Annotated in this window: 18 protein-coding genes and 1 tRNA gene; 12 read left to right on the plus strand and 7 right to left on the minus strand. The window is 46.1% G+C overall.

Going from position 1 to position 24,767, the window contains the following annotated elements; translation table 11 throughout:
- Positions 1-59: 59 nt before the first annotated feature.
- Complete coding sequence (locus tag KYK27_RS17080; RefSeq protein ID WP_199111521.1) at positions 60-1,346, plus strand: UDP-N-acetylmuramoyl-tripeptide--D-alanyl-D-alanine ligase; 1,287 nt, start codon at positions 60-62, stop codon at positions 1,344-1,346.
- A 420-nt stretch (positions 1,347-1,766) separates the two neighbouring features.
- Here KYK27_RS17080 and rfbC read toward each other — a convergent pair whose 3' ends face one another.
- Together rfbC and KYK27_RS17090 are read right to left on the minus strand one after the other, a co-directional pair.
- Positions 1,767-2,309 carry a dTDP-4-dehydrorhamnose 3,5-epimerase gene (gene rfbC, locus KYK27_RS17085; protein WP_199111522.1) on the minus strand — a complete coding sequence of 181 codons (543 nt, stop codon included), beginning with the start codon at positions 2,307-2,309 and terminating at the stop codon, positions 1,767-1,769.
- Positions 2,310-2,332: 23 nt separating this feature from the next.
- Complete coding sequence (locus KYK27_RS17090) at positions 2,333-3,451, minus strand: glycosyltransferase family 4 protein (protein WP_199111523.1); 1,119 nt, start codon at positions 3,449-3,451, stop codon at positions 2,333-2,335.
- Between the two features lie 151 nt (positions 3,452-3,602).
- Between KYK27_RS17090 and KYK27_RS17095 the strand changes: the two genes are divergently transcribed.
- The 4 genes from KYK27_RS17095 to ppk1 all read left to right on the plus strand — a co-directional run bounded on the left by KYK27_RS17095 (position 3,603) and on the right by ppk1 (position 9,187).
- A complete protein-coding gene (locus KYK27_RS17095) occupies positions 3,603-4,319 on the plus strand; it encodes a SirB2 family protein (protein WP_199111524.1) in 717 nt (238 codons plus the stop codon).
- Positions 4,320-4,322: 3 nt separating this feature from the next.
- A complete protein-coding gene (gene hflX, locus KYK27_RS17100; RefSeq protein WP_199111525.1) occupies positions 4,323-5,510 on the plus strand; it encodes a GTPase HflX in 1,188 nt (395 codons plus the stop codon).
- Between the two features lie 1,004 nt (positions 5,511-6,514).
- Positions 6,515-7,009, plus strand: coding sequence for a SixA phosphatase family protein (locus KYK27_RS17105; RefSeq protein ID WP_199111526.1), 495 nt, complete (start codon positions 6,515-6,517; stop codon positions 7,007-7,009).
- 81 nt (positions 7,010-7,090) lie between these two features.
- Positions 7,091-9,187 (plus strand): polyphosphate kinase 1, encoded by a 2,097-nt coding sequence (gene ppk1, locus KYK27_RS17110; protein WP_199111527.1) that lies wholly within the window; start codon positions 7,091-7,093, stop codon positions 9,185-9,187.
- A gap of 710 nt (positions 9,188-9,897) precedes the next feature.
- Here the strand turns inward: ppk1 and KYK27_RS17115 are convergent.
- The gene (locus KYK27_RS17115; protein ID WP_199111528.1) at positions 9,898-10,929 is read right to left on the minus strand and encodes a DUF6268 family outer membrane beta-barrel protein; all 1,032 of its coding nucleotides are present in this window, start codon (positions 10,927-10,929) and stop codon (positions 9,898-9,900) included.
- Between the two features lie 88 nt (positions 10,930-11,017).
- Positions 11,018-14,833, minus strand: a complete 3,816-nt coding sequence (locus tag KYK27_RS17120; RefSeq protein ID WP_199111529.1) for a metallophosphoesterase — start codon at positions 14,831-14,833, stop codon at positions 11,018-11,020.
- Between the two features lie 308 nt (positions 14,834-15,141).
- Between KYK27_RS17120 and KYK27_RS17125 the strand changes: the two genes are divergently transcribed.
- From KYK27_RS17125 to KYK27_RS17150, 6 genes are all read left to right on the plus strand, one after another.
- Positions 15,142-16,368, plus strand: coding sequence for a Pycsar system effector family protein (locus KYK27_RS17125; protein WP_199111530.1), 1,227 nt, complete (start codon positions 15,142-15,144; stop codon positions 16,366-16,368).
- 33 nt (positions 16,369-16,401) lie between these two features.
- Positions 16,402-16,473: transfer RNA gene (locus KYK27_RS17130), tRNA-Arg, on the plus strand.
- A gap of 1,401 nt (positions 16,474-17,874) precedes the next feature.
- Positions 17,875-19,101 (plus strand): DUF2254 domain-containing protein, encoded by a 1,227-nt coding sequence (locus KYK27_RS17135; protein WP_199111531.1) that lies wholly within the window; start codon positions 17,875-17,877, stop codon positions 19,099-19,101.
- Between the two features lie 83 nt (positions 19,102-19,184).
- Positions 19,185-19,709 (plus strand): DUF421 domain-containing protein, encoded by a 525-nt coding sequence (locus tag KYK27_RS17140; protein WP_199111532.1) that lies wholly within the window; start codon positions 19,185-19,187, stop codon positions 19,707-19,709.
- 78 nt (positions 19,710-19,787) lie between these two features.
- Positions 19,788-20,810, plus strand: a complete 1,023-nt coding sequence (locus KYK27_RS17145) for an LLM class flavin-dependent oxidoreductase (protein ID WP_199111533.1) — start codon at positions 19,788-19,790, stop codon at positions 20,808-20,810.
- Positions 20,811-20,905: 95 nt separating this feature from the next.
- The gene (locus KYK27_RS17150; RefSeq protein ID WP_199111534.1) at positions 20,906-21,241 is read left to right on the plus strand and encodes an SH3 domain-containing protein; all 336 of its coding nucleotides are present in this window, start codon (positions 20,906-20,908) and stop codon (positions 21,239-21,241) included.
- A gap of 81 nt (positions 21,242-21,322) precedes the next feature.
- On the opposite strand, the gene KYK27_RS17155 is transcribed toward KYK27_RS17150, so the two are convergent.
- The 3 genes from KYK27_RS17155 to KYK27_RS17165 all read right to left on the minus strand — a co-directional run bounded on the left by KYK27_RS17155 (position 21,323) and on the right by KYK27_RS17165 (position 23,431).
- On the minus strand, positions 21,323-21,781 hold the full coding sequence (locus KYK27_RS17155) for a hypothetical protein (RefSeq protein WP_199111535.1): 459 nt from the start codon (positions 21,779-21,781) through the stop codon (positions 21,323-21,325).
- Between the two features lie 133 nt (positions 21,782-21,914).
- On the minus strand, positions 21,915-22,934 hold the full coding sequence (locus KYK27_RS17160) for an alkaline phosphatase D family protein (protein ID WP_199111536.1): 1,020 nt from the start codon (positions 22,932-22,934) through the stop codon (positions 21,915-21,917).
- A 122-nt stretch (positions 22,935-23,056) separates the two neighbouring features.
- Positions 23,057-23,431 carry a T9SS type A sorting domain-containing protein gene (locus KYK27_RS17165; protein ID WP_199111537.1) on the minus strand — a complete coding sequence of 125 codons (375 nt, stop codon included), beginning with the start codon at positions 23,429-23,431 and terminating at the stop codon, positions 23,057-23,059.
- Positions 23,432-23,569: 138 nt separating this feature from the next.
- Between KYK27_RS17165 and KYK27_RS17170 the strand changes: the two genes are divergently transcribed.
- Positions 23,570-24,703, plus strand: coding sequence for an NAD(P)/FAD-dependent oxidoreductase (locus tag KYK27_RS17170; RefSeq protein ID WP_199111538.1), 1,134 nt, complete (start codon positions 23,570-23,572; stop codon positions 24,701-24,703).
- The last annotated feature ends 64 nt before the right edge of the window (positions 24,704-24,767 follow it).

A 24,767-nucleotide genomic window follows, 5' to 3' on the forward strand; every position in this document is an offset into this window, starting at 1 on the left:
GCAGCTATAGTTTAGGTACGTGGCCGCTACAGCGTTTATACTTTAAAATTAACTATTTCATGCAGACCAGCATCGAATTTCTATATCAAAAATACCTGGAGTGTAGCCACGTTAGCACCGACTCGCGCGCCGACCAGAACCAAAGCCTGTTTTTTGCTCTGAACGGCCCGAACTTTAAAGGTGCTAAGTTTGCCATGATGGCCCTGGAAAAAGGTGCAAAGTATGCTGTAGTGGATGACCCAACGATGGCTGCCGATAATGTATTTGTTGTAGAAGATACGTTGCAAACGCTGCAAGATCTGGCCCGCCATCACCGCAAGCAATTAAGTATTCCTGTAATAGGCATAACGGGCAGCAACGGCAAAACCACTACCAAAGAGCTGATCTATACGGTACTGAGCCAGAAGTTTAATACGCTGTACACGCAGGGTAACCTAAATAACCACATCGGCGTGCCGCTTACTTTGCTGCGCATAAAACCGGAGCATGAGATGGCAATTATTGAAATGGGTGCGAACCACATCGGTGAGATAGAACTGCTTTGCACGATAGCTCTGCCTACCCACGGCATGATCACGAATATTGGTAAAGCGCACCTGGAAGGTTTTGGTAGCCTGGAAGGCGTGGCCCGTGGCAAAAGCGAACTATACGTGCACCTGGACAATACCGCAGGCACTGTATTTGTAAACACCGGCAACGACCACTTGGTGCGCATGAGCCGCCGCATCGCCAGCAAAGTAACCTACCCAGCTGTTGGCGATTATTACCACAGCGAGTTACTGGAAGCATCGCCTTATGTGGTATACAAAGACGAAGAAGGCAATGTAGTGCATACGCAACTGGTAGGCAGCTACAACTACGAGAACATGGCCGCTGCTGCTTGTATTGGCAAATATTTTGGTGTGTCTTTACAGAAAGCCAACGAAGCCATCGCCAGCTATAGCCCGGTAAATAACCGCTCGCAGGTACTGCAGAAAGGTAGTAACACGATCGTCCTGGATGCCTATAACGCCAACCCAACTTCAATGGCCGCTGCTATCCGTAACTTTGGCAACATGAACGCCCCGCGCAAGGTGGTTATACTAGGTGACATGTTTGAGATGGGTACTGAGAGTATAGCAGAGCACACCGTCTTGGGAACTATAGCCGCCGAACAGCCTTTTGATACCGTTCTGCTTTGCGGAAAAGACATGAAGTTCGCTGCCGAAGCAGACAGCAACTTTAAGCACTTCGAAAACAAGCAGCAACTACAGAAATGGCTGCAGCAAAACCCGATCTCAGACAGCTATATTCTGATCAAAGGCTCGCGCGGCATGGGGTTGGAGACGCTGGTGGAGTTGCTGTAATTTAAAATTTTGAATGGCTGTTTGAGTGAATGTGTGAATTTAATCTGAACGAGATTAATAGAAATTTCTGGGATTGACAGCTAATGTAGAGACACAATACGTTTCGTCTTTTTTTGTCTGAAACAAGATTTATGCCGCAAGTTTAGCGATAGCGTAACTTGTGGTTAACTATGCAGCCAGTTTGTAACTGGCTTTCTGCGTGAGCAGAAATTATAGGTAACATATCTATAGTTTGGCAGATTTATAGTTGCAAGCTTCGCTTTTCTTGCTTTTTCAAAGCAAAGCAAGTTGAAAACTTGCTGCCATAAACAGCCACAAGTTACGCTGAAGCTAGACTTGCGGCAGGAACGTTTTCTTACAATTCCCCTTAATCAGGTTTAGACTTAATCCTATCATTCCTTAAATCTTAAAAATCTTAGTCTAAAACGGAGACTCAAAATTTCTTAACAGAGGCAGCACTTCATCCTTTGTAGATACCAGCGGGTTCTCAACTCCCCAATCAATTCCCAACTCCGGATCGTTCCAAAGCAGGCCGCCTTCAGCTGATGGCTGGTAATAATCGGTGCATTTGTACAGGAATGTTGTATCGTCTTCGAGAGCTACAAAGCCGTGGGCAAAACCTTCGGGTACATAGAACACATTCTGCTGTGTGGCATCTAAAATGCAGGTTACATGCTTGCCATAGGTAAGTGAATTTTTACGCAGATCAACAGCAACATCTAATGCCCTTCCCGACGAAACGCGCACCAGTTTACCCTGCGCATAAGGTGGTTTCTGGAAATGCAATCCGCGCAGCACGCCTTTTTTAGAAACCGACTGGTTGTCTTGTACAAAGTTGGGCTTAATACCCAGCGGCTCAAACCACTTCATGCTAAAGGTCTCCAAGAAATAACCCCGGTCATCGCGGAACACGCGTGGCTGAAACTCTACTAACCCTTCAATCTCAAACGTCTTAAAATCCATCTATACTTTACTGTAACTATAATTTATACTTTTTTGGAGTTGGTAACTTCGGCAATAGCGTGCAGGTAGCGCTGTATCACAAAGTTCACATCAAATTTTGTTTCGGCTATATGGCGGCTGGCTTCACCCATTTTTTGTAGCTGTTCCGGCGGCATCTGCAGCATCTGCTCCATTTTTTCGGCCAGGTCGGGGGCATTGCGTATGCGGCATAACAGGCCGTTTATATTCTGCTGCACCACTTCGCGACAGCCAGGCACATTAGTAGCAATTAATGGCTTAGCCATAGCAGCAGCTTCTAATAACGTGCGTGGTGTGCCTTCGCGGTACGAGGGCAAGACTACACAATCGGCCTGCGCAATTATAGTTGCCACATCGTCAGTCGTACCTAAATACTCTACTGCCCCTTCGGCCAACCAGGCATCCAGCACCGTTTGCTTTACCCCAAAGCGGCTGAGTTCATCTACCTGTCCCAGCAACTGGCACTTTATAGTTGGGTATTTTGCTTTCAGCAACCTGCTGGCTTCCATATATTCGGCTACCCCTTTTTCATACAATACCCGTGCTATCATCAGGAAAGTAAACGGAGCATTGCTATCTGGTTTGGGTATGGGTGTAAATGCCTTCAGATCTATGCCTGAACCCGGCAACACCTCTGTTATCCCTGCCCTTACCAGGTTATGTTTCAGGAAAAGCCTGCGGTCGTCCTGATTCTGGAAAAACACTTTAGCCGGATACTGAAAAGCCTGTTTGTATAGTTTGAGTGCGATACTGGAGATATAGTCTTTCTTTATAAATACCGTACCCAGGCCCGATACATTATTGATAGCCGGAATGTTTGCAAAGTGCGCCGCTATAGCCCCGTAAATGTTAGGCTTTATAGTATAGTGTAACACCACGTCGGGCTTTACGCGGGAATATGCCCGGTACAGGCGCCAGGTAAGCCAGATATCTTTAAAAGGATTAGTGCCTTTCTCCATTGTTACCGGCACAAATTTGCAACCGGCATCTATCAGTCGCTGCGAGTACGTATCGCGTGGGGCAATCGCTATCACCTCATGGCCTTCAGCCAGCAAGGCCTTTATCAGGCTAAGCCGGAAGTTAAAGATGTTCCAGGAAGTGTTGATAACGATAGCTATGCGCATAAATGCTTTACCGGAGCAGGAGGTTGGTTTGGTTGCCGCTTTTGTACTCTTTTAACGGTCCAAGTTACCTAAATTAAGCCTATCATCTGAAAAAAATACCCTAAATTGCATCCTCTCTTCTCAAACTTTTGCCTTTAAAATAAAACCAACGATGCCGGTCACAGCCTTCTTACACACCCATATTCTGGTAGTGATCTTGTTTCTGCTGTTGTTTATTATAAAAACGGGGCTGCTACTGCTGAACAAACGTGGTGCATTAACCAGGCTGCGCAATAAGACCAAAGTAGCCGAAATGATCCTGGGCACTTTGATTTTGGTAACGGGCGGCTGGCTGTTGTTTAACTATAGCGGCATCCCAGGCTGGCTTATCACAAAAGTATTCTTAGTGCTGATCGCTATTCCGGTGGGTATAGTTGGTTTAAAGCGTGAGAATAAAGTACTGGCTGTTATGGCGCTGTTGTTCTTTGTGTATGTGTATAGCATTGCCGAAACCGACAGCCTGGCTATGCAGAAAGAAACACCTGAAAATACCATCATTGTTACTCCGCCTGAAACAGCTATAGCCGATACAACAGAAGCTGCGGCCAGTACTCCAGCAACTGCACCGGCAGATATAGTTGCTTCACTTAATCAAACTGCGCTAACCAATGGTCAGACAATTTTCGTACAACAGTGCGCCACATGCCACGGCGAAGATGGAGCTAAAGAATTAAGCGGAGCTGCCAACCTTATACAAAGCCAGCTTAACCTTACCGACCGGAAGCAGGTAATTGCAAAAGGCCGTGGCTTAATGCCAGCTTTCGGAGAGCAACTGAGCGAACAGGAGCTTGAAGAAGTAGCGGCCTATACCATGACGTTTAAAAAATAATTAATGGCCAAACAGAAATTTTACGAAACCGCCAAGCCCCAGGAAACTGCCGTGCTGGTAGCCGTACCAGCCTACCGACAGACAGATGAGCAAACCGACGAGTACCTCGATGAGTTAGCTTTTTTAACGGAGACTGCTGGCGCACAAACTATAAAACGCTTTATTCAGAAGCTCGAAAGACCAGACCGCGCCACTTTTGTGGGCAGTGGTAAACTGGACGAGATAAAAGCCTACGTGCAGGAGCATAACGTGGACATGGTGATCTTTGATGATGACCTTAGCCCCTCGCAGGTGCGTAACATTGAGCGCGAACTACAGATTAAAATTGTAGACCGCAGCTTACTGATACTCGACATTTTTGCGCTCAGGGCTAAAACCGCCCAAGCCCATGCCCAGGTAGAGATGGCCCAGTACCAATACCTACTGCCACGCCTTACCAACCTCTGGACTCACTTATCCAAACAAAAAGGTGGTATCGGTATGAAAGGTCCCGGTGAAACGGAAATTGAAACTGACCGCCGTATAGTTCGCGAAAAAATAACCTTGCTGAAAGAGCGTCTCAAGAAGTTTGAGAAGCAGAACTTTGAGCAACGTAAGTCGCGCGCAGCTATGGTTAGGGTAGCCCTGGTTGGTTATACCAACGTTGGTAAATCCACCATCATGAACCTGCTCTCTAAGTCAGAAGTGTTTGCCGAAAACAAGCTGTTTGCTACCGTAGATGCTACGGTTCGTAAAGTCGTGTTCGATAACATTCCATTCCTGCTTTCTGATACGGTTGGGTTCATCCGTAAACTCCCTACTAAACTCATCGAGTCGTTTAAGTCTACGTTGGATGAGATCCGTGAGGCAGACCTGCTGGTGCATGTAGTGGATGTTTCGCATCCATCTTTTGAAGAGCATATTGAAGTCGTGAATGACACCTTGAAGGATATTAATGCCGCTGAGAAACCGGTACTGCTGGTATTTAACAAAGTAGACCTTTACCTAAAGAAGCGCGAGCAGGAAATGCAGGAAGAAGGCCATGAAACGCTTCCTTCCATCGAAGACCTGAAAGCAACCTATATGGCTAAAATCCATGCGCCGGCACTTTTCATTTCGGCTACAAATAAAATCAACATCGAAGGCCTGCGTGAAGAACTGCACCGTCGTGTAGCGGAGATTCATTATGAACGCTATCCAAATAATGTGTAAAGCTTACACTTTATAGAACCTTAAAAGGGCTACTTAAATGGTAGCTCTTTTTTGTTAGGTCTAATTTTGAGATGAGCGGATTTTTGACTGAATCAGGATTTATAGGATTAATGGATTTTCAGGATTTGGTCCATATCAACTGGCCCGGTAGGGACAGTAATTACGAAGGCTGACACTATAGTTCTATAGTTGGCGTGGTCCAACCACCCCCAACCCCTCCTTGTCTAAGGCGGGGAGCTTTGGTTACTGCTATAGTTGGTGGCTATCGTTTCATCGTTGCGGTTTTAACCCACCCCTACCCCTCCCGAGAGGGGAGTTTTGGCTATAGTTGTAGTTTGACCTATAGTTCTATAGTTGCGGCGTTAACACCCCTAAAGTCCCCTCAAGGGGACAATTGCGGCCGCTACCAATTTCTAAACTATCGAACTATAGTTACAGACCATGGACAGGACAGGTTTACCTGTTCCGACGAAACTACCACCACGATAAAGCTCGAAGCTTATAGTTTCAAACAGCATAAACTATAGCTATCGAACTGATCTCAGTCTTTGGGTGGAGCGCCTTGTGAATCTCTGGTGGCGCAGCCATTGCGAGGCACGAGCAAAAGAGATTCGCACAGCGCGATGCCCGAAGACGGGGCCTCCCGGCCGTGAGGGCACCAAAGCTAAATTGGAACGATAGGTTAGTAAAGATCCCAGGATGGAAAGCAGCTATGAAAGATAAGGCCTGGTTCTAGTTGCAACTATAATTAGCTATAAGCCGAGATAGATTTCTCTCTGCGTCGAAATGACAAAAGAAGAACTATAGAACACGTAAGAACTCAAGGCTTTGTTCGAAATGACAAAAGTAAAACCATACTTACAATCAAAACACTTCAACTTCCTTCACGATCACAATCCATCAACCAACCTCCCCTACCACAACTATTTCCCATCACTTTCAGTAAAGACACAGAACCATAGTAACTTTTGAATATGCTATTGGTTTGAATGATTATTGATCCCATGAAGACATTATATATCCTGAGACACGCTAAGTCGAGCTGGGAATTTGAGGAACTAAGCGACCACGACAGACCCCTGAACAAACGCGGACGCAACGATGCGCCCCTGATCGGCCGGGAACTGTCATCGCGTGGCGTTTTACCCAACCTGATCGTGTCGAGCCCTGCGGTGCGTGCTATTTCTACAGCTACCCTGGTAGGTAAGGAGCTGGGCTATGATCCGGATGACATCATGATTGACGAACGAATTTATGGTGCAGATAAGAACATGTTGCTGGAGGTAGTACAGGAAACACCTTTAGAAATAGAAAGCCTGATGCTGGTAGGCCATAACGACGCGCTCACCGAGTTTGCAAACATGTTATCGCCGGAAGCAGTGGGCAGCATCCCTACTGCCGGTATAGTTGCCCTAACCTTTGAATGTGAAAGCTGGTACGAGATTAGCCACGACAACGCAGATTACCTGTTTTTCGACTTCCCGAAGAATTACGAGTAGAGCACCCGCTTTACACTACACCCATATTGCTGCACTTGCACCAACCTGCAAACTATAGTTGCCAGCACAAACCTTACTACAATGGAAAAAGAGAAAAAAAAGAAGCACCAGACAGAGCCGAAGTTTATTAACCGGGAGCTTAGCTGGCTTGCTTTTAACTATAGAGTATTACAGGAAGCACGCGATAAAAAGGTGCCTTTACTGGAGCGCATCAAGTTTATGGCTATTTTCTCATCAAACCTGGATGAGTATTTTAAAGTGCGCGTAGCTACGCTGAAGCGACTGGTAAAATTAAAGCGCAAAACAATTGAGAAGCTCGATGAAGACCCGGCAGAAACCCTGAACCAGGTACTGGAAGAGGTAAAGCGCCAGCAGGATGAATTTGGCGAAGTATTCCGTGAAGGCATTCTGGCCGACCTCAAAAAAGAAAACATACACCTGGTAACAGAGAGCGAACTTACAGCCACACAAAAGAAATTCGTTACCACATACTTTAAAGAAAATCTGCAGCCGCTGCTATTGCCCATGGTTATGGACGATACCGAAACGCACTTTTTCCTGAAAGACCAGACCGTTTACCTGGGTGTGCAGATGAATGGTGCAAAAAAAGACACTACCAGACCAGAGCAATACGCGATGCTGGAAGTGCCAACTAAAAAACATGGCAGCCGTTTTATAAAATTACCTACCCAGAAGAATAACCGGTATGTAATGTTTATAGATGATGCCATCCGTACCTGCCTGCCCTTGCTGTTCCCGGAATATAGCCAGTTCGAGGCGCATGCTGTAAAAGTATCGAGGGATGCGGAGTTGGATATTGAAGAAGATATCTCGGCTAACCTGATGACCAAGATAAAGAAAGGGCTGAAAAAACGTGAAATAGGCACCCCCGCCCGGTTACTATACGACCCTGAAACACCTCAGGCTTTGCTGGATGAAATAATGGCTCATACCGGTATAACAGACGAAGAACTGGTAGAAGGCAGCAAATACCATAACTTCCGTGACTTCTTCGGCTTTCCTAATTTTGATCTGCCTGAACTAAAGTATGAACCACAGCCTACGCTGGTGCATCCCTTGCTGAAAAAGGAACCGAGCATACTGGCAGCTATGCAGAAGCAGGACTATATTGTACACTACCCGTACCAGTCTTTCGATTATGTGGTGAAGCTGTTTAACGAAGCCGCTACTGACCCTGCTGTTACAGCCATCAGCGCAACATTATACCGCGTTGCTGATGGATCTGAAATTGCCAAGGCCTTGACCAAAGCTGCTAAAAATGGCAAACTGGTGACGGTTGTTGTAGAGCTAAAAGCCCGTTTCGATGAAGAGTCTAACATCTTCTGGGCGGGTAAACTTCAGAAAGCCGGAGCTAATGTTATACTCGGCGTTCCTGATCTTAAAGTGCATTCCAAGTTAGGGTTAATTACCCGAAACGAGAATGGCAAAATGGTAAACTATGCTTACCTGAGCACTGGTAACTATAACGAAGACACCTCTAAAATTTACGCTGACCACGCCCTGTTTACCTGCGACAGCCGCCTGACAAAAGATGTAGAACAGGTCTTCAACTTCTTTATTGATCGCCAGCCGGATAAAAAATTCAAGCACTTGCTGATGGCACCGATTAACATGCGCGAGCGGTTTGTAGAGTTAATTGAAAAGGAGATCAAGAATGCGAAGAAAGGCTTACCTGCTTCCATGATCCTTAAAATGAATGCTCTGCAGGATGATCGCATGATCAGGAAACTATATGAGGCCAGCCAGGCAGGCGTAAAAATAGAGTTGCTGGTGCGTGGTATTTGCTGTCTGCAACCGGGCATAGAAGGCCTCAGCGAGAATATTACCGTGCAAGGCATCGTAGACCGCTACCTGGAACATGCCCGCGTTTATATTTTCCATAACAATGGAGAAGAAAAATATTATGTAGCCTCAGCCGACTGGATGACCCGTAACCTGAACCGCCGTGTGGAGGTTGCTTTCCCGCTATATCAGCAGGATTTGATAGACCAGGTTCGCACCATTATAGACCTGCAACGCTCCGACAATACCAAAGCGCGCCTGGTTGATAACAGCTATGTAGAAAAATCCGCTACCGAAGAAACAAGGTCGCAATACGCTACTTACGATTACCTCCGCACCCTTATACCGAAAGGTATGAAAGCTGAACGGGAGTAAGGTTTTAGGCTATTTTATTTTAAAGGAGCAGGTTGCGTTAATTCTCAGCCTGCTCTTTTTTATGGGGAGTTATAGTTCTATAGTTGTGGTTTTAACCCACCCCTACCCCTCCCGAGAGGGGGAATTTCGGCTATAGTTGTAGTTAAAGCTATAGTTCTATAGTTCCCGATGGTCATCCCCCTGCCCCCTTCAAAGGGGGACTTTCTGCTACTGCCTTTCCAACTGTCAATTCGAACGCAGAGAAAAATCTGAATTAGATATAGTTACAGCCTGTGAGCAGGACAGGTTTACCTGTCCCCTCGAAATTATCACCAAGATTAAGCGATGAAACTATAGCTAGTCAAATCAACTATAATTCAACTATCTAATTGATCTCAGTCTTTGGGTTGAGCGCCTTGTAGATTTCTGGTACCGAAGGTATTGTGAGGAACGAACAAAAGAAATGTACACCGCGCGATGCCCGAAGACGGAGCCTCCCGGCCGTGAGGGCACCAAAGGTAACTATGACAACTATAGATTTGTAAAGCTCCTAGGATTTGAGAAAGCTATAAAATATAGACTTGGTTCGAATCAGCGACTATCGCCAACTATAAGCTGAAATAGATTTCTCACTGCGTTCGAAATGACAAAAGAGAAGAAATCAATTATAGCCCAGACACTAGCAGGAGCTGCGCACACTGCCAGGTCCTACAAATCTTTCTGTTCCAACATTACTTTTTCTTCTCCATAAAACGCCTTGGTGGCACAGCATATAACTCGACACGGACATAGCCTGCGCCGGCCAGATCATTTTTCAGGATCTCATCCTGGGAGCCGATCTCATCGAATACTCGGTTGCGGTAATATTGCCTGAAGCCGCCCTCAAGAGAGAACCACAGAAAATCGTAGATCTCGCGCTCCAGCCTCAAAAAGCCTTTAAAGTCGGTACGGCGCAGCTCTATTTCTTTAAATTCTGATAAAGGACCTTCATCTACAAACAGGTTATAGCTCGCACCATCTATTTTGTAACCAGTGTAAAGCAAGGTCTTCTCGTTTACATTGTAACGCACTCTTGTATTGGCCGGAAAAATGGCCTCAACGCCCCAGTTATCATTAAAGGTGCGGTTATAGATAACGGCCGGGTAAATGCTTTTTCTGCCAAAGGTGTACCCAACTTGGAAGCCAACACCAATCACATAGTTTGGAGACTTTTTCCAGCCGTAGCCTGCCTCAAATGTCGATTTAAGATAATCTATCAGGTCATGACTGGCGTTATCTTTTCCCCAGTCTCCGTTTATCTCGCCTTTCACCCGGAGCAGGTAAAACCGGCGACTATCTATAGAACGGAGGTAAGCCAGTTGTGTACCCAGGCTTTGCAGGTTTTTATCTTCCAGGTAATTATACAAAGGATAAGATGCCGGCGATACATTTTCGAAATTAAACTCTTCCATGCCATAGTCTAGTCCGAAAATAACTTTGGTCTGGGGTCTGTTAACCAGCGGGGCATAAACACGGGCCTCAAATTTATTATTACGCCGTACGTGTCCGCTGCCGCTTTCAATGCGCGGGTCTTTGGATTCAGAATCTATGTCGAATTGCGGGAGTCGCTCATAACTCAGCACGATGCCCCGGCTTTTACCCATATTACGCACACCCGGACTGGCGTATTCTTCCAGCAATTCTACATCCGGGCCCTGCGCCTGCACCTGCCCTATAGTACAAACTATAGTTACTGCTCCTAAAAGTAGCTTTGTGATCTTCATAGTTTTATAGTGTATAGTATGGCCTGTCTGTAAAGCAGAAAGAGCCGCAGGTTTTACATACGGCTCTCTTTTATTAAAGTGTATTAATTTAGAACTGGAAGCCGAAGTTGAGCATCCACAGTTTATCTTCTTTGCTGTAAGAACGGGTTAAGGAAAGTACGGTTCGGTTCAGAAAGTCGACCCAAACACCTGCTCCGTAACCATGGTGCAGACTTTTTATAAAGCTCTGCGCCGGGTCATCGTCGTGGTATATGCGGCCTGTATCGTATAAGCCTAATACACCAAACCTGCCTGGCGCAAGGTAAAGGTTAAAGTCAAATAACTGGATACGTCCTTCAGCGTTTGCATAAATGGCACTACGCCCTGCATACCGTGTACGCCTGTGTCCGCGCAGGTTTTCGGTGCCGCCCAGGGTGCTGGCCTGGTAAAATCTGTACTCGCCTATATTATGCATGGCCCCTATGCGACCGGCCCAGGTTAGCTGAAACGGGAAGTTAGGTGTAAGGTAAAATCTGAACTCGGAGCTAAGTCGCATATAGTCTAACGACGGCGAGCCTAACTGATAGTTATAGCTGATGTTGTTATACCAGCGCAGCCCTATTCTTGGGTTGGTTTGTGTACCGCCACCTACTACGTTCATGTTGGCAAAAGCTTCAAGGCCTACATATTCCTGTGGTTTGAAAGTGCCGGTTGCTTCGTCATAGGTTCCCGGTTTCAGGTTTCCGGCCCTGGCTTCGTCAACCAAAAAGTTTTCCTGGTCCGGAGTATTTACTTTAAAACGATCATACGTCGGCCCAATACCTACTTTAAAGAACGAAGTCGCATCTTTATACAGCATCGCGCTGGCCCGCTGACGCTCAAACCGTACACGGTAGTAGGCTTCATCTACATCGGAAACCTGTTCTGTTTCGTTGCCCAAACCATAAAAATTACGCTGGAATTGTGGCCCCTGCACTTTGCCATCAAGCAACACGTGCCAGCTGCCCATCACCTCCCTGAAATCGCCGCTGTAATGGATATTATAGGAATTGGTAAGGAAAGCATAGTTGGCTTCGAGCAGATGCTCGGCCGCATACGGATCTTTCCGGAACTTATGCGTGCGAGCCAGTACGCCTGCACCTATAAAGAGACCATCGTCAACGTTATATTCAAACGATAACCTCGGGCCGATATACGGCTGCTTATAGTTGTTACGGTCGTAGAAGTTTACATCCACGTAAGGGGATGTTTCATCCCTGGTTTCAGGACCGAAGGCAAGGTTATTGCCTGTTTTGAGATCGTAAACTATAGTATGTCTCTTAAAGCCGCTTACGTTGGAATTGTCTGTTATATCGTCTTCGCCGCCGCCGCCAATTATGCGCACAACTATACCATCGTTCACATCGCCGTTAACTATAAATTCGTCCTCGCCACCCAGTCCGTATAGTCTGATCTCTTTGGTCTCGTTGGTATAAAAAGTGCGTTTGTATAGTGTATCGCGCAGCTCACCTTCTTTGGTAATTTTGTAAACTGTAACGTTGGTTTCTTCGTCGTTTACCCGGTTAACTATAAAACGTTCGTGTTTATCACTGCCGGCAATATCTACCAGTTTGGCCAGGTAACTATAGTATTTCGCTGCGGCCTCCGGCAGTTTATCTCTTCTTGATTTTAGTTTGGCAACAATCTCAGGGCCGGAGAGCGGTACTATGTTTTCGGGTAGTTCGCGTACGGCTTCTTCAATTACAGCATCGGTCATGCTGGCCTTTATGTCTTCAGCAATGCGCAGCCAGTCCTGCCGCGAAACACTGGACAGGAAGGTACGGTCTACGGTCTGAGCACTCAGGTTCAGGCCAACCAGGTCGCCATAGTCGTAGCCAAAGTTCTGTACGTTCCGGATGCTCCATTTGCGGGTAGCGAGCCAGGGCAATAAGCCGTCTACTTTAAAGAAAGCCTGGTCACGGTCTTCGGGTACTGGTATGTATATATCTCCGTTCTTGCCCTCTCTTTTCTTTTCGGCCCAGCGCCACTGCCCTTCATGACGATCCCAGTCGCCAATGAGCATATCCAGCAGGCGGGCACGCGCAAATTCCTGTTCATCTACCTGGTTATCGTTGTCCTGCTGCAGTTCTTCCAGCACTTTATCCGTACCAACCAGGTTTTCGGCATTGCCCAGGCTTGCTACATCTACGTGGCTTTCATCGGCATCCTCTTCCAGAAAAGCTATGGTGTTGCTGAACTCGTCCATGTACTGACGCAGGTACGGAGTCTGCGGAATATACACCAGCTTCGGGTTGGTATGGTACACGCCGGCAGCATCGGCCAGTTTAGGCACAACCAAAGCACCATACGGGTGCTGCGCCGATATCTGGTCCTGTAGCAAATCACGGGCAACGGTTTCGCGCAGGTATTCCGGCAGGGCCATTGTCGGGTCTTTGTTCACGCTGCGCAGGGTAAACTCGCGGGCATCGGGGTTACGTACCTTCAGGGATGTAGTTTGCCGGCCGCCGCCTTTCTGGTATGGCCGCAGGCCTCCCTGTTCATTCTTCATATCCAGGGTTGGTATGGTAACAGGTGTAGCCCACTCCTGGCGGTAATGCTCGCCCAGCAAAAAGCGCTTTACGTCGCCAACTTTATATTTGGTGTTGGCGGCGAGCGTAAGGGTGCTGTCGGCATAGTTGGTTTCGTCTTGTACCAGTGGTTGCTCTTTGCGAGGCTTTTTGGCGTATACCGGGGTTCTGAACGTGACTTTGCCTGTAGCTCCATCTCCTTCCGGCACCCAGAATTCTGTCCATACTTCGCCGTTTTCATAGTATAGAACTTTGGCATAGCCTTTTACTTTTTCGGCATAGTATGCATCGCCACCACCGCGGATGTCCTGTATCTTACAGCCTGATCCGCTAACTATAAGTCCTGTGTTGTTATGCTTAAAATACTCCAGGGCATGCTCGTGGCCGGCTGCATAAATAATGTTGTCGTACTTATCGAAGATATTGTAGAATCCTTGTATCAGGGCCTGGTAGCGCGGGTGGGGTATATCCTGCAAAATGCCGCCGTACTTACGCGCAAACGGATAAATAGAACCGATAAGCGGCACCGGAAGATAGATCCATTCGCGGAGTAGGGTAAACGGGAATATGTGATCTTTAAATGTAAAGAAACCGCCATGCACACCACGGCTTTTAAGCGGGTGGTGCCCCACGATCATGATATCGCTCCCGGCATTCTTCTCAATAATATCTTCAAGTTGTATGAGCAGGTCTACTTCTGTGGCAGCGCCGCAGTCACTGTTCTCGCCATAGGGCCTGTCGAAGGGATGCAGCCACCACTCGGTATCTAACGCTATCAGCACCAGGTCGTCGCTGATCTTTACTTCGTAAGGTCCGGGACAGCCGTTGCCCGGAACATAAAAGTCTCCGCCAACAACTATATTTTCATCCGTCAGGTATTCGTTAACATAGCGTTGCTCGCGCATAACAGCTTCCAGACCACCACGGCCACTGTGGTTCCAGTCGTGGTTGCCGGGTATCATGTACTTTTCGCCGGGGTAGCCCTTCAGAATATCGAGCTGTGCATTTAAGCGCTTTTCAGATACTTCGCGGTCATAAGCGCCAGGTTCGGGCAGGCCGTTGTGGTACACATTATCCCCTAGAAATATAGTTGTGCTTTGCGCGCCGGCCTCCATCATCTGCTGACGCATCAGCTTCATAGAGGGTTCGCCATTTACCAGGTCGGGAGCACCTACGTCACCTATCAAAAAGACCGTATAAATTACTTTGTTGTTTTTAACTGGTTTGGCTGTTTCCCAGTTTGCAGTTTGCGGCCCGAAATATACATCGTGGCCGGTGCAGGCACTCAGTATAAATAAAAACATCACCACACCAAACTTAAAGCAGGCGGAGTGCCATGAAGTGTATTTTTTTCTCATAGTTATGGTAAGCAAAGCCTTTTGAGCTGGTGCAGCACGCAGGCGTAGCCCGGTTATAAACAGGTAAGCCGAGCTATAAGCTGCCAAATATATTATAGAAGTTATATACGGCCGGACTGATGTAAATAACGAGCATAATGTTTTTTTAGTTATAACTGTTAATTACTCCTTAAAACACAGCTGTAGCGCCTGCAGCTAACAAAAACAGGATTAAACCGTAACGCAGGTAATGCAGGGCAAATGCTTTGTCTTATTAAATAGTATGTCGCCTGCCTCTACACACATGGCACCTGCAGAAAAGCCTTATTATGGAGAATAACACAATCGTAAAGCAAGCCGGAGAGTACGTTTTTAAACTGTTTAAAAATCAGCTTTCCAGAAAGCTTGTATATCACAACTACAGACACACTTTTGAAACTGTAAACGAAGCCCGCGACCTGGGCGAAATGCAGCATTTACCTGAAGATGAACTACAGGACCTGCTGCTTGCTGCCTGGTTTCATGACACCGGATACGTGAATGTGTATGATGGCCACGAAGAGGAAAGCATACGCTTTGCCCGTGAATGGCTGGAACAGCAACAGCACCCTGCCCCGCGCATAGAACGCATTGCAGAATGTATACAAGCTACCAAACACAGCCTGGAACCTACTACCCTTTTACAGGAGCTTCTTGTAGATGCCGATATGTCTAATATTGGTAAGGATACCTTTTTCAGCACTGCCGAGCTGCTGCGCGTGGAGTGGGAGATTTTCAAGGACAAGTCTTTTTCGGATAGAGAATGGGCACAGTTCCAGATGGACTTCCTGTTATCAACCACGTTTCATACGTACCAGGCGCAACGCAAATATGCCGGGCAGCTTGGCATAAACATACAGGAGCAACGCAGCCGCCTGAGCAAAGAGGTTAAAAAGAAGAAGAAGGATGATAAGAAGCACCAGGAAACACTGGCTCAACCTAAGCGCGGTATCGAGACCATGTTCCGGAACACATATCGCACGCATCTTGACCTGAGCGCGATTGCCGACAATAAAGCCAACATGATGATCAGCCTGAATGCTATTATCCTGTCGGTGGTGATTACTTACCTGAGTACCAAAACTTCAGTATCGGGGCCGGAATTTGCCCAGCATCGCTCGCTGCTTATACCTATTGGCACGCTGCTGCTAACGGCACTTGGCTCTGTTGTTACTGCTATTATTTCGGCACAGCCTGAGATCACGAGCTTCTCATTTAAAAAGGAGAAAATGAACAGCCGGAAGGTAAACCTGCTCTTCTTCGGTAACTTCACCAACATCCCTCTTGAAGATTTCCAGCATGGGATGCACAATATCATGCGTGATAAGAAGTCGCTTTACAATAACATGATAACTGATATTTACTACCTGGGTGAGGTGCTGAAACGCAAGTACAAAATCCTGCGCATTTCTTATACCATCTTTATGATTGGCCTGGTGCTAACGGTTATCGCTTTTGGCATTTCTATCGCTTATTTCCGGGAGGGCGTAGCGGTTGCCGAGCAAGTTGGTTTGTAGGTATTATTTTTTAATTTTGCCGCAACACTACCCGGCCCCGTAGTTCAATGGATAGAATAGAAGTTTCCTAAACTTTAGATCCAGGTTCGATTCCTGGCGAGGCCACAAGAAAGCCGCACTGCATTATGTAGTGCGGCTTTTTTGCGGCCTCGGAAATATATCGGGCACTAAAAAGGTTTTTGTCCTGAGCCACTTGCATTATAGTTTACTACAGCCAGTATAAACAACAGCTATCGGGTATGCTTATTTTTTTGACCGGAGGTGTCTATAGGGATTACCTGGTTGTGTGATACACTTGTATATATTTAGGCTAATTCTCTATTTAGCACAAACAAAAAAAAACGGCTAACCGTAAGAAAATAAAGTCTTTACAGGACACATTTATTTTCAAACTTAAACCGTTTTTCTATGAAAAAACTTATTGCGCTTATACTAGCGCTGTGTATCTTTTTAGCTTTACTATCAAAGATTATGTAACCCTAAGCCATCTCTCTGGAGGTGGCTTCTTTAGCACAAGTTTTCTCTAATTTTGTTGATCTATAAGTTTCACTGAGTATCAGCGAGTTACCACATGAAATTACACTAAATTATGGTAGATCTTTAAAACAAGATACTCTTAATTAAGGTCAGATGTTACACATATGTGTATAATTATTTTATATATCTGTGCATAATTACACATATATAAAATAACCCTGTGTTTATTATATATACACCTGTTGAGCTGCAATATGGGCATGCATAGGACTGATGCGGCGTAAGCGTTTATAAGCGCCTAATTCCTGCGGGGCTATAATAAAGCCGCACTACGTTATATAGTGCGGCTTTATTATTTACCTCAAGAACATATTAGACAGTAGCTATATTCCCAATCTTGTAAATAAGCAAGTATTACAATATTTAGCTGCAAAGTTATTGTTGTTTACTTTTATCTTCCTACATTAGCCCCTGTAACTGAGACAACTCTAAGTCCTTTTTGGACTCCTATTGAAAACCAACTTAATGCCGGCACCCAGGCCAGTACAGGTGCACCCTAGTATGAAGTACCATTTAGTATTTTGCCTTAATGTAGCCGCAGAGCTACTATTTACAGAGCCTGAAAGATGGGCACAGCGTTACAAACGCATTAAGATCCAGCATAAGAGAAGGATCAGCAAGATGGAAAAGCCCGAACCGCGGTTTACTATTCAACCTCAATCTACTGCAACTTCCGTCCAGCCTACTGTAACAACACTTGATACCAGACTTGCCTCTTAGAGATTGGCTTACAGATTAGTTTTTCCTGTAATTAGAAACTCCGGTACTATAGTTACAACAATACTATCAAGAGTAGCTGAAGCCTCTCTTTTAGGATTTGCTATTGTTTCAAGGCTTGTTTCTTCAGTGTACCCGGAACATTTATAGGCAGGCTCAGCTCTTGATTCGCATCTTCCAGCAAAAGCTCAGGCAGCAACCACAACTGCGCGGCGCAAGTATAGCCAAAACAGAACACACCAAACCTGACTTATGAAGAAACGCGTCCTGAAATGGGTACGGCGCTATTACACTAATGTAGTAAATAGCATTGCCTTTTACCCGGCCCTGATCGCACTAAGTTTCCTGGTGTTGTCGTACCTGTTGCTGCTGTTCGATTTCTCTGAACCGGGCAAGAACCTGAAAGCCAAGCTCCTCGATTTTATCAGCCTGAAAGATGCCAGCACTGCCCGAACTATAGCGTCAACTATAGCCGGAGGTATTTTGTCGCTTACCGTTTTTAGCTTCTCGATGGTGATGCTGCTGTTAAACCAGGCGGCGTCTAATATGACCAACCGTGTACTTGGCAGCTTAATTGGCAACCGTTTTCAGCAGATTGTGCTTGGCTTTTACATCGGAACTATAGTTTACGCACTTTTTCTGTTAAGCACCATCCGCGATATAGACTCCGGTGTATATGTACCCGCGCTCAGCGTTTACCTACTCATCCTGCTTACTATCATAGATATCTTCCTGTTCATTTATTTCCTGCACTACATTACGCAGTCGGTAAAGTATGAAACCATTATTGAGCGCATTTACACCAAAACCTTAAATGAACTAAAAAGCCATTGCCACCTTAAAACTGCAGCGCCATTACAACTGGATTTACCTGACAGGTACACAGACTTTACAGCCAGAGAATCAGGATATTTTCAGGGGATAGAGCAGGAAACGCTACTTAACCTTTGCACACGGCATAACTGGATCATCAGGTTCCATTATCAGGTGGGGAGCTTTATAGTTTATGGTACACCCATACTTTCTATTTACACCAGCAAGCCAGTATCAGAAGAAATGGAAATCCAACTGGACCTTGCACTTAACTTTTACAGGGGAGAACCAATCGAAAAAAATCCCTATTATGGTTTTAAGCAGCTTACCGAAGTTGCCGTTAAAGCGCTTAGCCCCGGTATTAACGACCCGGGCACAGCCATACTTAGCCTGCACGCCCTTATCGATCTGTTGACCTACCGCTTTAACCACCACCCAACCCGAACTATAGCAGATGAACACGGAACAGAACGAATTATATTACAGGAAGAAGTTGTGGAAGAGTTGTTCGAGAAATCAATTGCACCGATATGGGATTACGGCAAAGAAGACAGGTTACTACAAACTGCGATGCAGCAAATGCTGCTCCAGATGATACCACTGGTGAAAACTGAAGAAGGCAAAGCTCTTATACAGGCTTATTATCAAAAAACAGTACAATCTTAAACTAAACGGAGGTTAAGCTATAGTTTAAGTTGATCATAACCCATGTGCCGCTTGTCGGGTACTAAAACTAAAAACCAAACACTATGGAACAGTTTTTATTTGATAGCTGGACAAGTTTATTCCGCACATTGGGTATAGGCCTGTTATCGTATGTTATGCTTGTGCTGCAGCTCAGGCTGTCGGGCAAACGGACGCTCTCTAAAATGAACGCCTTCGATTTTGTAGTAACTATAGCGTTGGGATCTACGCTGGCAACTATGCTTTTATCGAAAGATGTAACACTGGCAGATGGGGCAGCGGCTTTCGCATTGCTTATTTCCCTGCAGTATATTATCACCTGGCTTTCGGTACGATCAGAGAAAATACAGAACATGGTAAAGGCACAGCCGGCATTACTGCTTTATAAGGGGAAGTTTATGGAAGAGGATATGCAACGCGAACGAATTACTAAAGAAGAAATTCTGGCAGCTATCCGAAGTCAGGGAATAGGAAACGTACACAATGTAGATGCCGTGGTACTCGAAACGCAGGGCAACCTGAGTGTTATACAGAAAACAGAAGACGGGAGCGGGTCTGTTCTGCAAAATGTAAAACCAAACCAACTATAGTTTGTTAATCAAGACAGCCTGTTTTATAGTTGCACCTATTGCGCTATAGTTTGGGTAAAATAACACGAAAACATAACCATGAGCGATAAAAAGCGAACACTTTCTGATACTGCTATCTCTGTACTCGACCTGGTTCCTGTACTTGCCGGCAAAACCCCGGCCGACTCTTTTAAAACCAGCCTGAACCTGGCACAGCATGCCGAAAAATGGGGTTATACCCGTTACTGGATGGCCGAACATCACAATATGCCCGGCATTGCCAGTTCTGCTACCTCTATCCTGATAGGGCACATAGCAGGCGGCACAAAAACAATACGCGTAGGATCCGGTGGTATCATGTTGCCAAACCACGCCCCTTTAGTAGTAGCTGAGCAATTCGGAACCCTGGAAACACTGTTCCCGGGCAGAATAGATCTGGGCCTTGGCCGCGCGCCGGGCACCGACCACGTAACGGCCATGGCACTACGCCGCGACCTACAGGGCGCAGGCGAAGACTTTCAGGCTAACCTGGAAGAACTCAGAAGCTACCTGGCTCCGGCCAGTGCGGGGCAACGCGTTAGAGCTGTACCCGGCGAAGGGCTGAACATACCGATCTGGTTGCTGGGTTCCAGTACATTTAGTGCACAACTGGCCGGTATTCTGGGTTTACCTTTTGCCTTTGCCAGTCACTTTGCGCCTACGCTGCTGCATACGGCCCTTAAAATTTACAGAGACAGCTTCCAACCGTCCGAAACGCTAAAAGAGCCTTATGCGATGGCAGGTATAAATGTAGTAGCCGCCGAGACCGACGACGAAGCACGCAAACTGGCCACCTCACTATATATGTCTTTCCTTAGTGTGATACGTGGTACCGCCCGCCAGATGCAGCCGCCTGTAGATAGCATGGATGATAAATGGGATATGTCGGAGATGTATGCGGTACAACAGATGCTGCTTTATAGTTTTATTGGTAGTCCTGCCTCTGTAAAATCGGAGTTAGATAAGTTTATAGAAAGCACAGGTGTGGATGAGGTAATGGTTACCTCGCATATCTACGACCATGCGGCACGCCTGCGCTCTTACGAAATTCTGGCTGAGCTGAAGAAAGGAACGATAGGATAAAGCTAAAAGACTAACCCTGACCGGAATGGAACCGTAATTCTCAAAGGCTTCGATTTAAAGGGGTTACAAGCTCACTTTTCAGTTAATCACCCGCTATGCAGAAACTGGTAAACGCATTAATCATAGCTGCAACTATAGTTTGCCAGGCCTGCCAATCCGATGGAGAGCAGCAAAGTAAATCAGAAGCAACTATAGCCGGTGAGCCAGTTCCGCTGCCGGATGATGTATTGTCGGTAACGAAGCCGTTGATAGGGGGTATACTTTATAGCGAACCGGACTTTAACAGCCCAACTATAACTCACTTCGATACTGCGCAGCAAGTGCAACTTCTGGATACTACAGATGCACTTTTTATAAAAGTACGGCTAAGTAAAAACGCTGAGACATATACAGGCTATATTTCCAAAGCCATTTTGCCGGAGCAACTATAGCTATAAAACAAAATCTCCCGGATGATGCATCCGGGAGATTTTTCACAAACTTAATCTATAAGCTACTGCTCAGTTAAAAGCTTAGCTGCTGCGCTGCATTTTATGCTGCTTCATTTTGTTGCCTTTATGGTGCTCGCCGCGCTTGCCATTCATTTCACTTTTACGGGCTTCTTTTTTTGCCTGCATCTCTGCAAACTTCTGCTTCTGCTCTGCATTTAAGATTGTTGTAATTTCCTGCTGCTGGCTGGCATGTAACGCTTTCATTTTCTCGCGTTTTGCATCGCGGGTCAGGTTCTGGTCGTTACGGATGGCCTGCATGTCTTTTACTCTGTCCTCCTGAATGGCTTTTAACTTTTTAGTCTGCGCATCGGTCAGGTTCAGGTTCTTTTTATAGTTCTCCAGCATTTTTTCCTGGCGCTCAGCCGGTGTCATCTGCTTTTTAGGAGTGCCCTGCTGTTGCTCCTGTGCCATGGCTCCTACCGAAAGGAAAACACCTAAGCCAAGTACAAAAACTTTTTTAAGGATGCTATTAGTCTTCATGTCTGTTCGTTTTAAATTTTGATTATTTGACAGCTGTTTTTTCGTAAGGTTTAACTTGCTGATAGGGGTATAACAAAAAGGCGGCCAGCTTTTTAAAGCCGGCCGCCTGCAACTATAGATTTTTTATAAGTAACTAATACACTGCCTTTTCATGCACGTAAGTTTCGTTATCTTTTCCTTTTATCAGCATCTCTACCTGTACGTTATCTGCCCAGTTAAACTGCAGTACCCCAAAGTTAAGTTTGTTAACCAGGTCGCCCACGCGGTACTTGTTTGGCTCCACATTACCACCACTGTACACGTGCGTCATGCCACTGCTGGTTACTTCGTAAAGCGGGTAGCTCATGCCAGGTAACTCGGTTTTAGATATCTCTGCAATATGACGATCGCCGCTCAGCAGTATAACACCGGGTGCATTGGTAGCTGCAATCATATCCAGCAATCTTTTACGCGATGCCGGGAAGTTGGCCCATTTCTCAAACACCTGTTCTTCGGGCAATACCTGTATGCCATTGCCTATAAGGTTTATCTGCGCTTTGCTGTTACGTAGCTCATTTTCGAGCCACTTCCATTGTTCTTCGCCCAACATATCGCCGGTATAGTTGGTCTGGTATACTTTGTTGATGCGGGCCAGCGAATCGCGGTTGTAACGGCTGTCCAGCAAAATTACTTTAACCTGTTTGCCCTCGGGGCCATAGGTATGCGAACTATAAACGCCCTGCTGCTTACGGCGCGGGCTATTGGCGGGCTCGCCTATAAAATCCCAGAAGAGTTGCTGGCTTTGCTCCCGCATTTTAAATTCTTTACCGCCATCGTTAAGGCCATAGTCGTGGTCGTCCCAGGTGCCGACAATGTTGGCATTTGCCTGCAATTGCTTGTAACCTGGCTCCTGCAGCACCATATCATATTTCTGCTTCAGCACATCCATGTTCTCCGAGTCGCCATAAATGTTATCGCCCAGCCATACCCACACATCCGGGTTGTTCTGGTTTACAGCCGGCCAGATAACCTGCGGCAGATCCTGGCGGTTACACGACCCGAAGACTATAGTTTCGACGGGCTTAACGTTGGTTGCTTCGAGAGGCTTTTTACAGGCTGAAGTAAGTACCAGTAAAAGTGGGAGAAGGCGGAACAGGAAAGTAGAATGTTGCATCTGATCTGAAATGTTTGTGTGCGGTAAATTTAGGCAAATGTGTGCTTTAATAGACAATAAGCACAAAAAAAGCGGCAGCCTCGTTTTAAGAGACTGCCGCTTCTGTTTTTTCTGCAGTTATTTTATCGCACTATTACGCGACGCACCACACTAAAATTATCCGTTTCCAGTTTTACATAGTATAAACCTTTCGCCTTAGAATAGCGGCTCAGATCTACTGTTGTAGAAAGCGTAGAATTATCGCGGGTCAGCGTTTCGTGATAGATCTCATTGCCAATCACGTTCATTATCCGCAGATCTGCTTTTTTTGAAGTCATGTTAGCAAGCGACACGGTGAATACCCCATTGCTTGGGTTAGGATATATAGTAAAATCCTTTTCATCCTGGCCTACTGTAAGTGTTTTCTCTTTCTCTGCCTTCTGCCCGGTGGGTTGTTCCTGCGCCTGCACTGCCAGCATCGAAAAAGTCACTAAAATCGTAAGTATAAATTGTTTCATAGAGAGTCTTTAAGAAGTATTTCTACGTAAGGGAATTACAAAAGTCGTTCCATTTATTAAAACGAGCAAGCTTTTAAATAGTTATTGCATTATACCCTCCAAAAGTGGGGTGTTCACCAAATTTTAGCGATCCCTGTTTTGCATAAATCGAATACTCCTGACTGGCCTGTTATCGTTGTGGGAGGTGGCCTTGCGGGGCTCACCAGCGCACTTTTTCTGGCACAGCAGGGTATACAGGTGCTCCTCATCGAAAAGAAAGCTTACCCCTTCCATCGCGTATGCGGCGAGTATGTATCTAACGAGGTTTTGCCTTACCTTAAAAGCCTGGGAGCAGATATAAACCAACTGCAACCTGCCCGCATTAACCGCTTTCAGCTTACCGCACCTTCAGGCTATAGTTTAGAAACCTCTCTGGATCTTGGCGGCTTCGGCATCAGCAGATATACGCTGGACAATTACCTGCACCAACTTGCTGAGGCAAAGGGTGTTACTTTTAAACTTAACACTGCAGTGCAGGATGTTGTTTTCAGGGATGATAGCTTTTTGCTGAAATTAGGTAACGGGCAGGAACTGACAGCAACGATAGTAATTGGCGCTTATGGTAAACGAGCTACCTTAGACCGGCAACTGGACCGGCATTTCTTTGCAAAGCGATCTCCCTATATCGGCGTAAAGTATCATGTAAAATATGATCAGCCTAAAGATATCATTGCCCTTCATAACTTTAAGGATGGCTACGCAGGTATTTCAGCAGTAGAGAATGACACCTATTGCTTTTGCTACCTTACTACCCGCCACAACCTGAAAGAGCACGGAACTATAGCTGCTATGGAACAGGCCGTACTTTATGAGAATCCGCACCTGCACCGGATCTTTACCGAAGCGGAGTTTTTATATGCCCAGCCCGAAGTGATCAATGAAATATCGTTTGCTACTAAAACCTGTATAGAGAACCATATGCTGATGTGCGGCGACGCAGCCGGCATGATTACGCCACTTTGCGGAAACGGCATGGCCATGGCGATACACGCAGGTAAGCTGGCAGCTGAACATACAACGCTGTATTTTAAAAACGGGCACAACCGGCAGCAGCTCGTAGCCAACTATAGCCACGCCTGGAACAAACATTTTGCCAACCGCCTGCAGCTGGGCCGAACCATACAGCATCTATTTGGTCATCCGGTGCTATCTGAAGTAACTATAAAAACGCTGAAGCACCTACCTTCTGCCCTGCAATTGTTAATGCGCCAGACCCACGGACAACCATTCTAACTATAGTTTAACTGGGTTACATCTAATCTGTGCAGGCATTCGTACAACAGGCAACTATAGAAGC

The sequence above is a fragment of the Pontibacter populi genome (assembly GCF_019336435.1).
Lineage (GTDB): Bacteria > Bacteroidota > Bacteroidia > Cytophagales > Hymenobacteraceae > Pontibacter > Pontibacter humidus.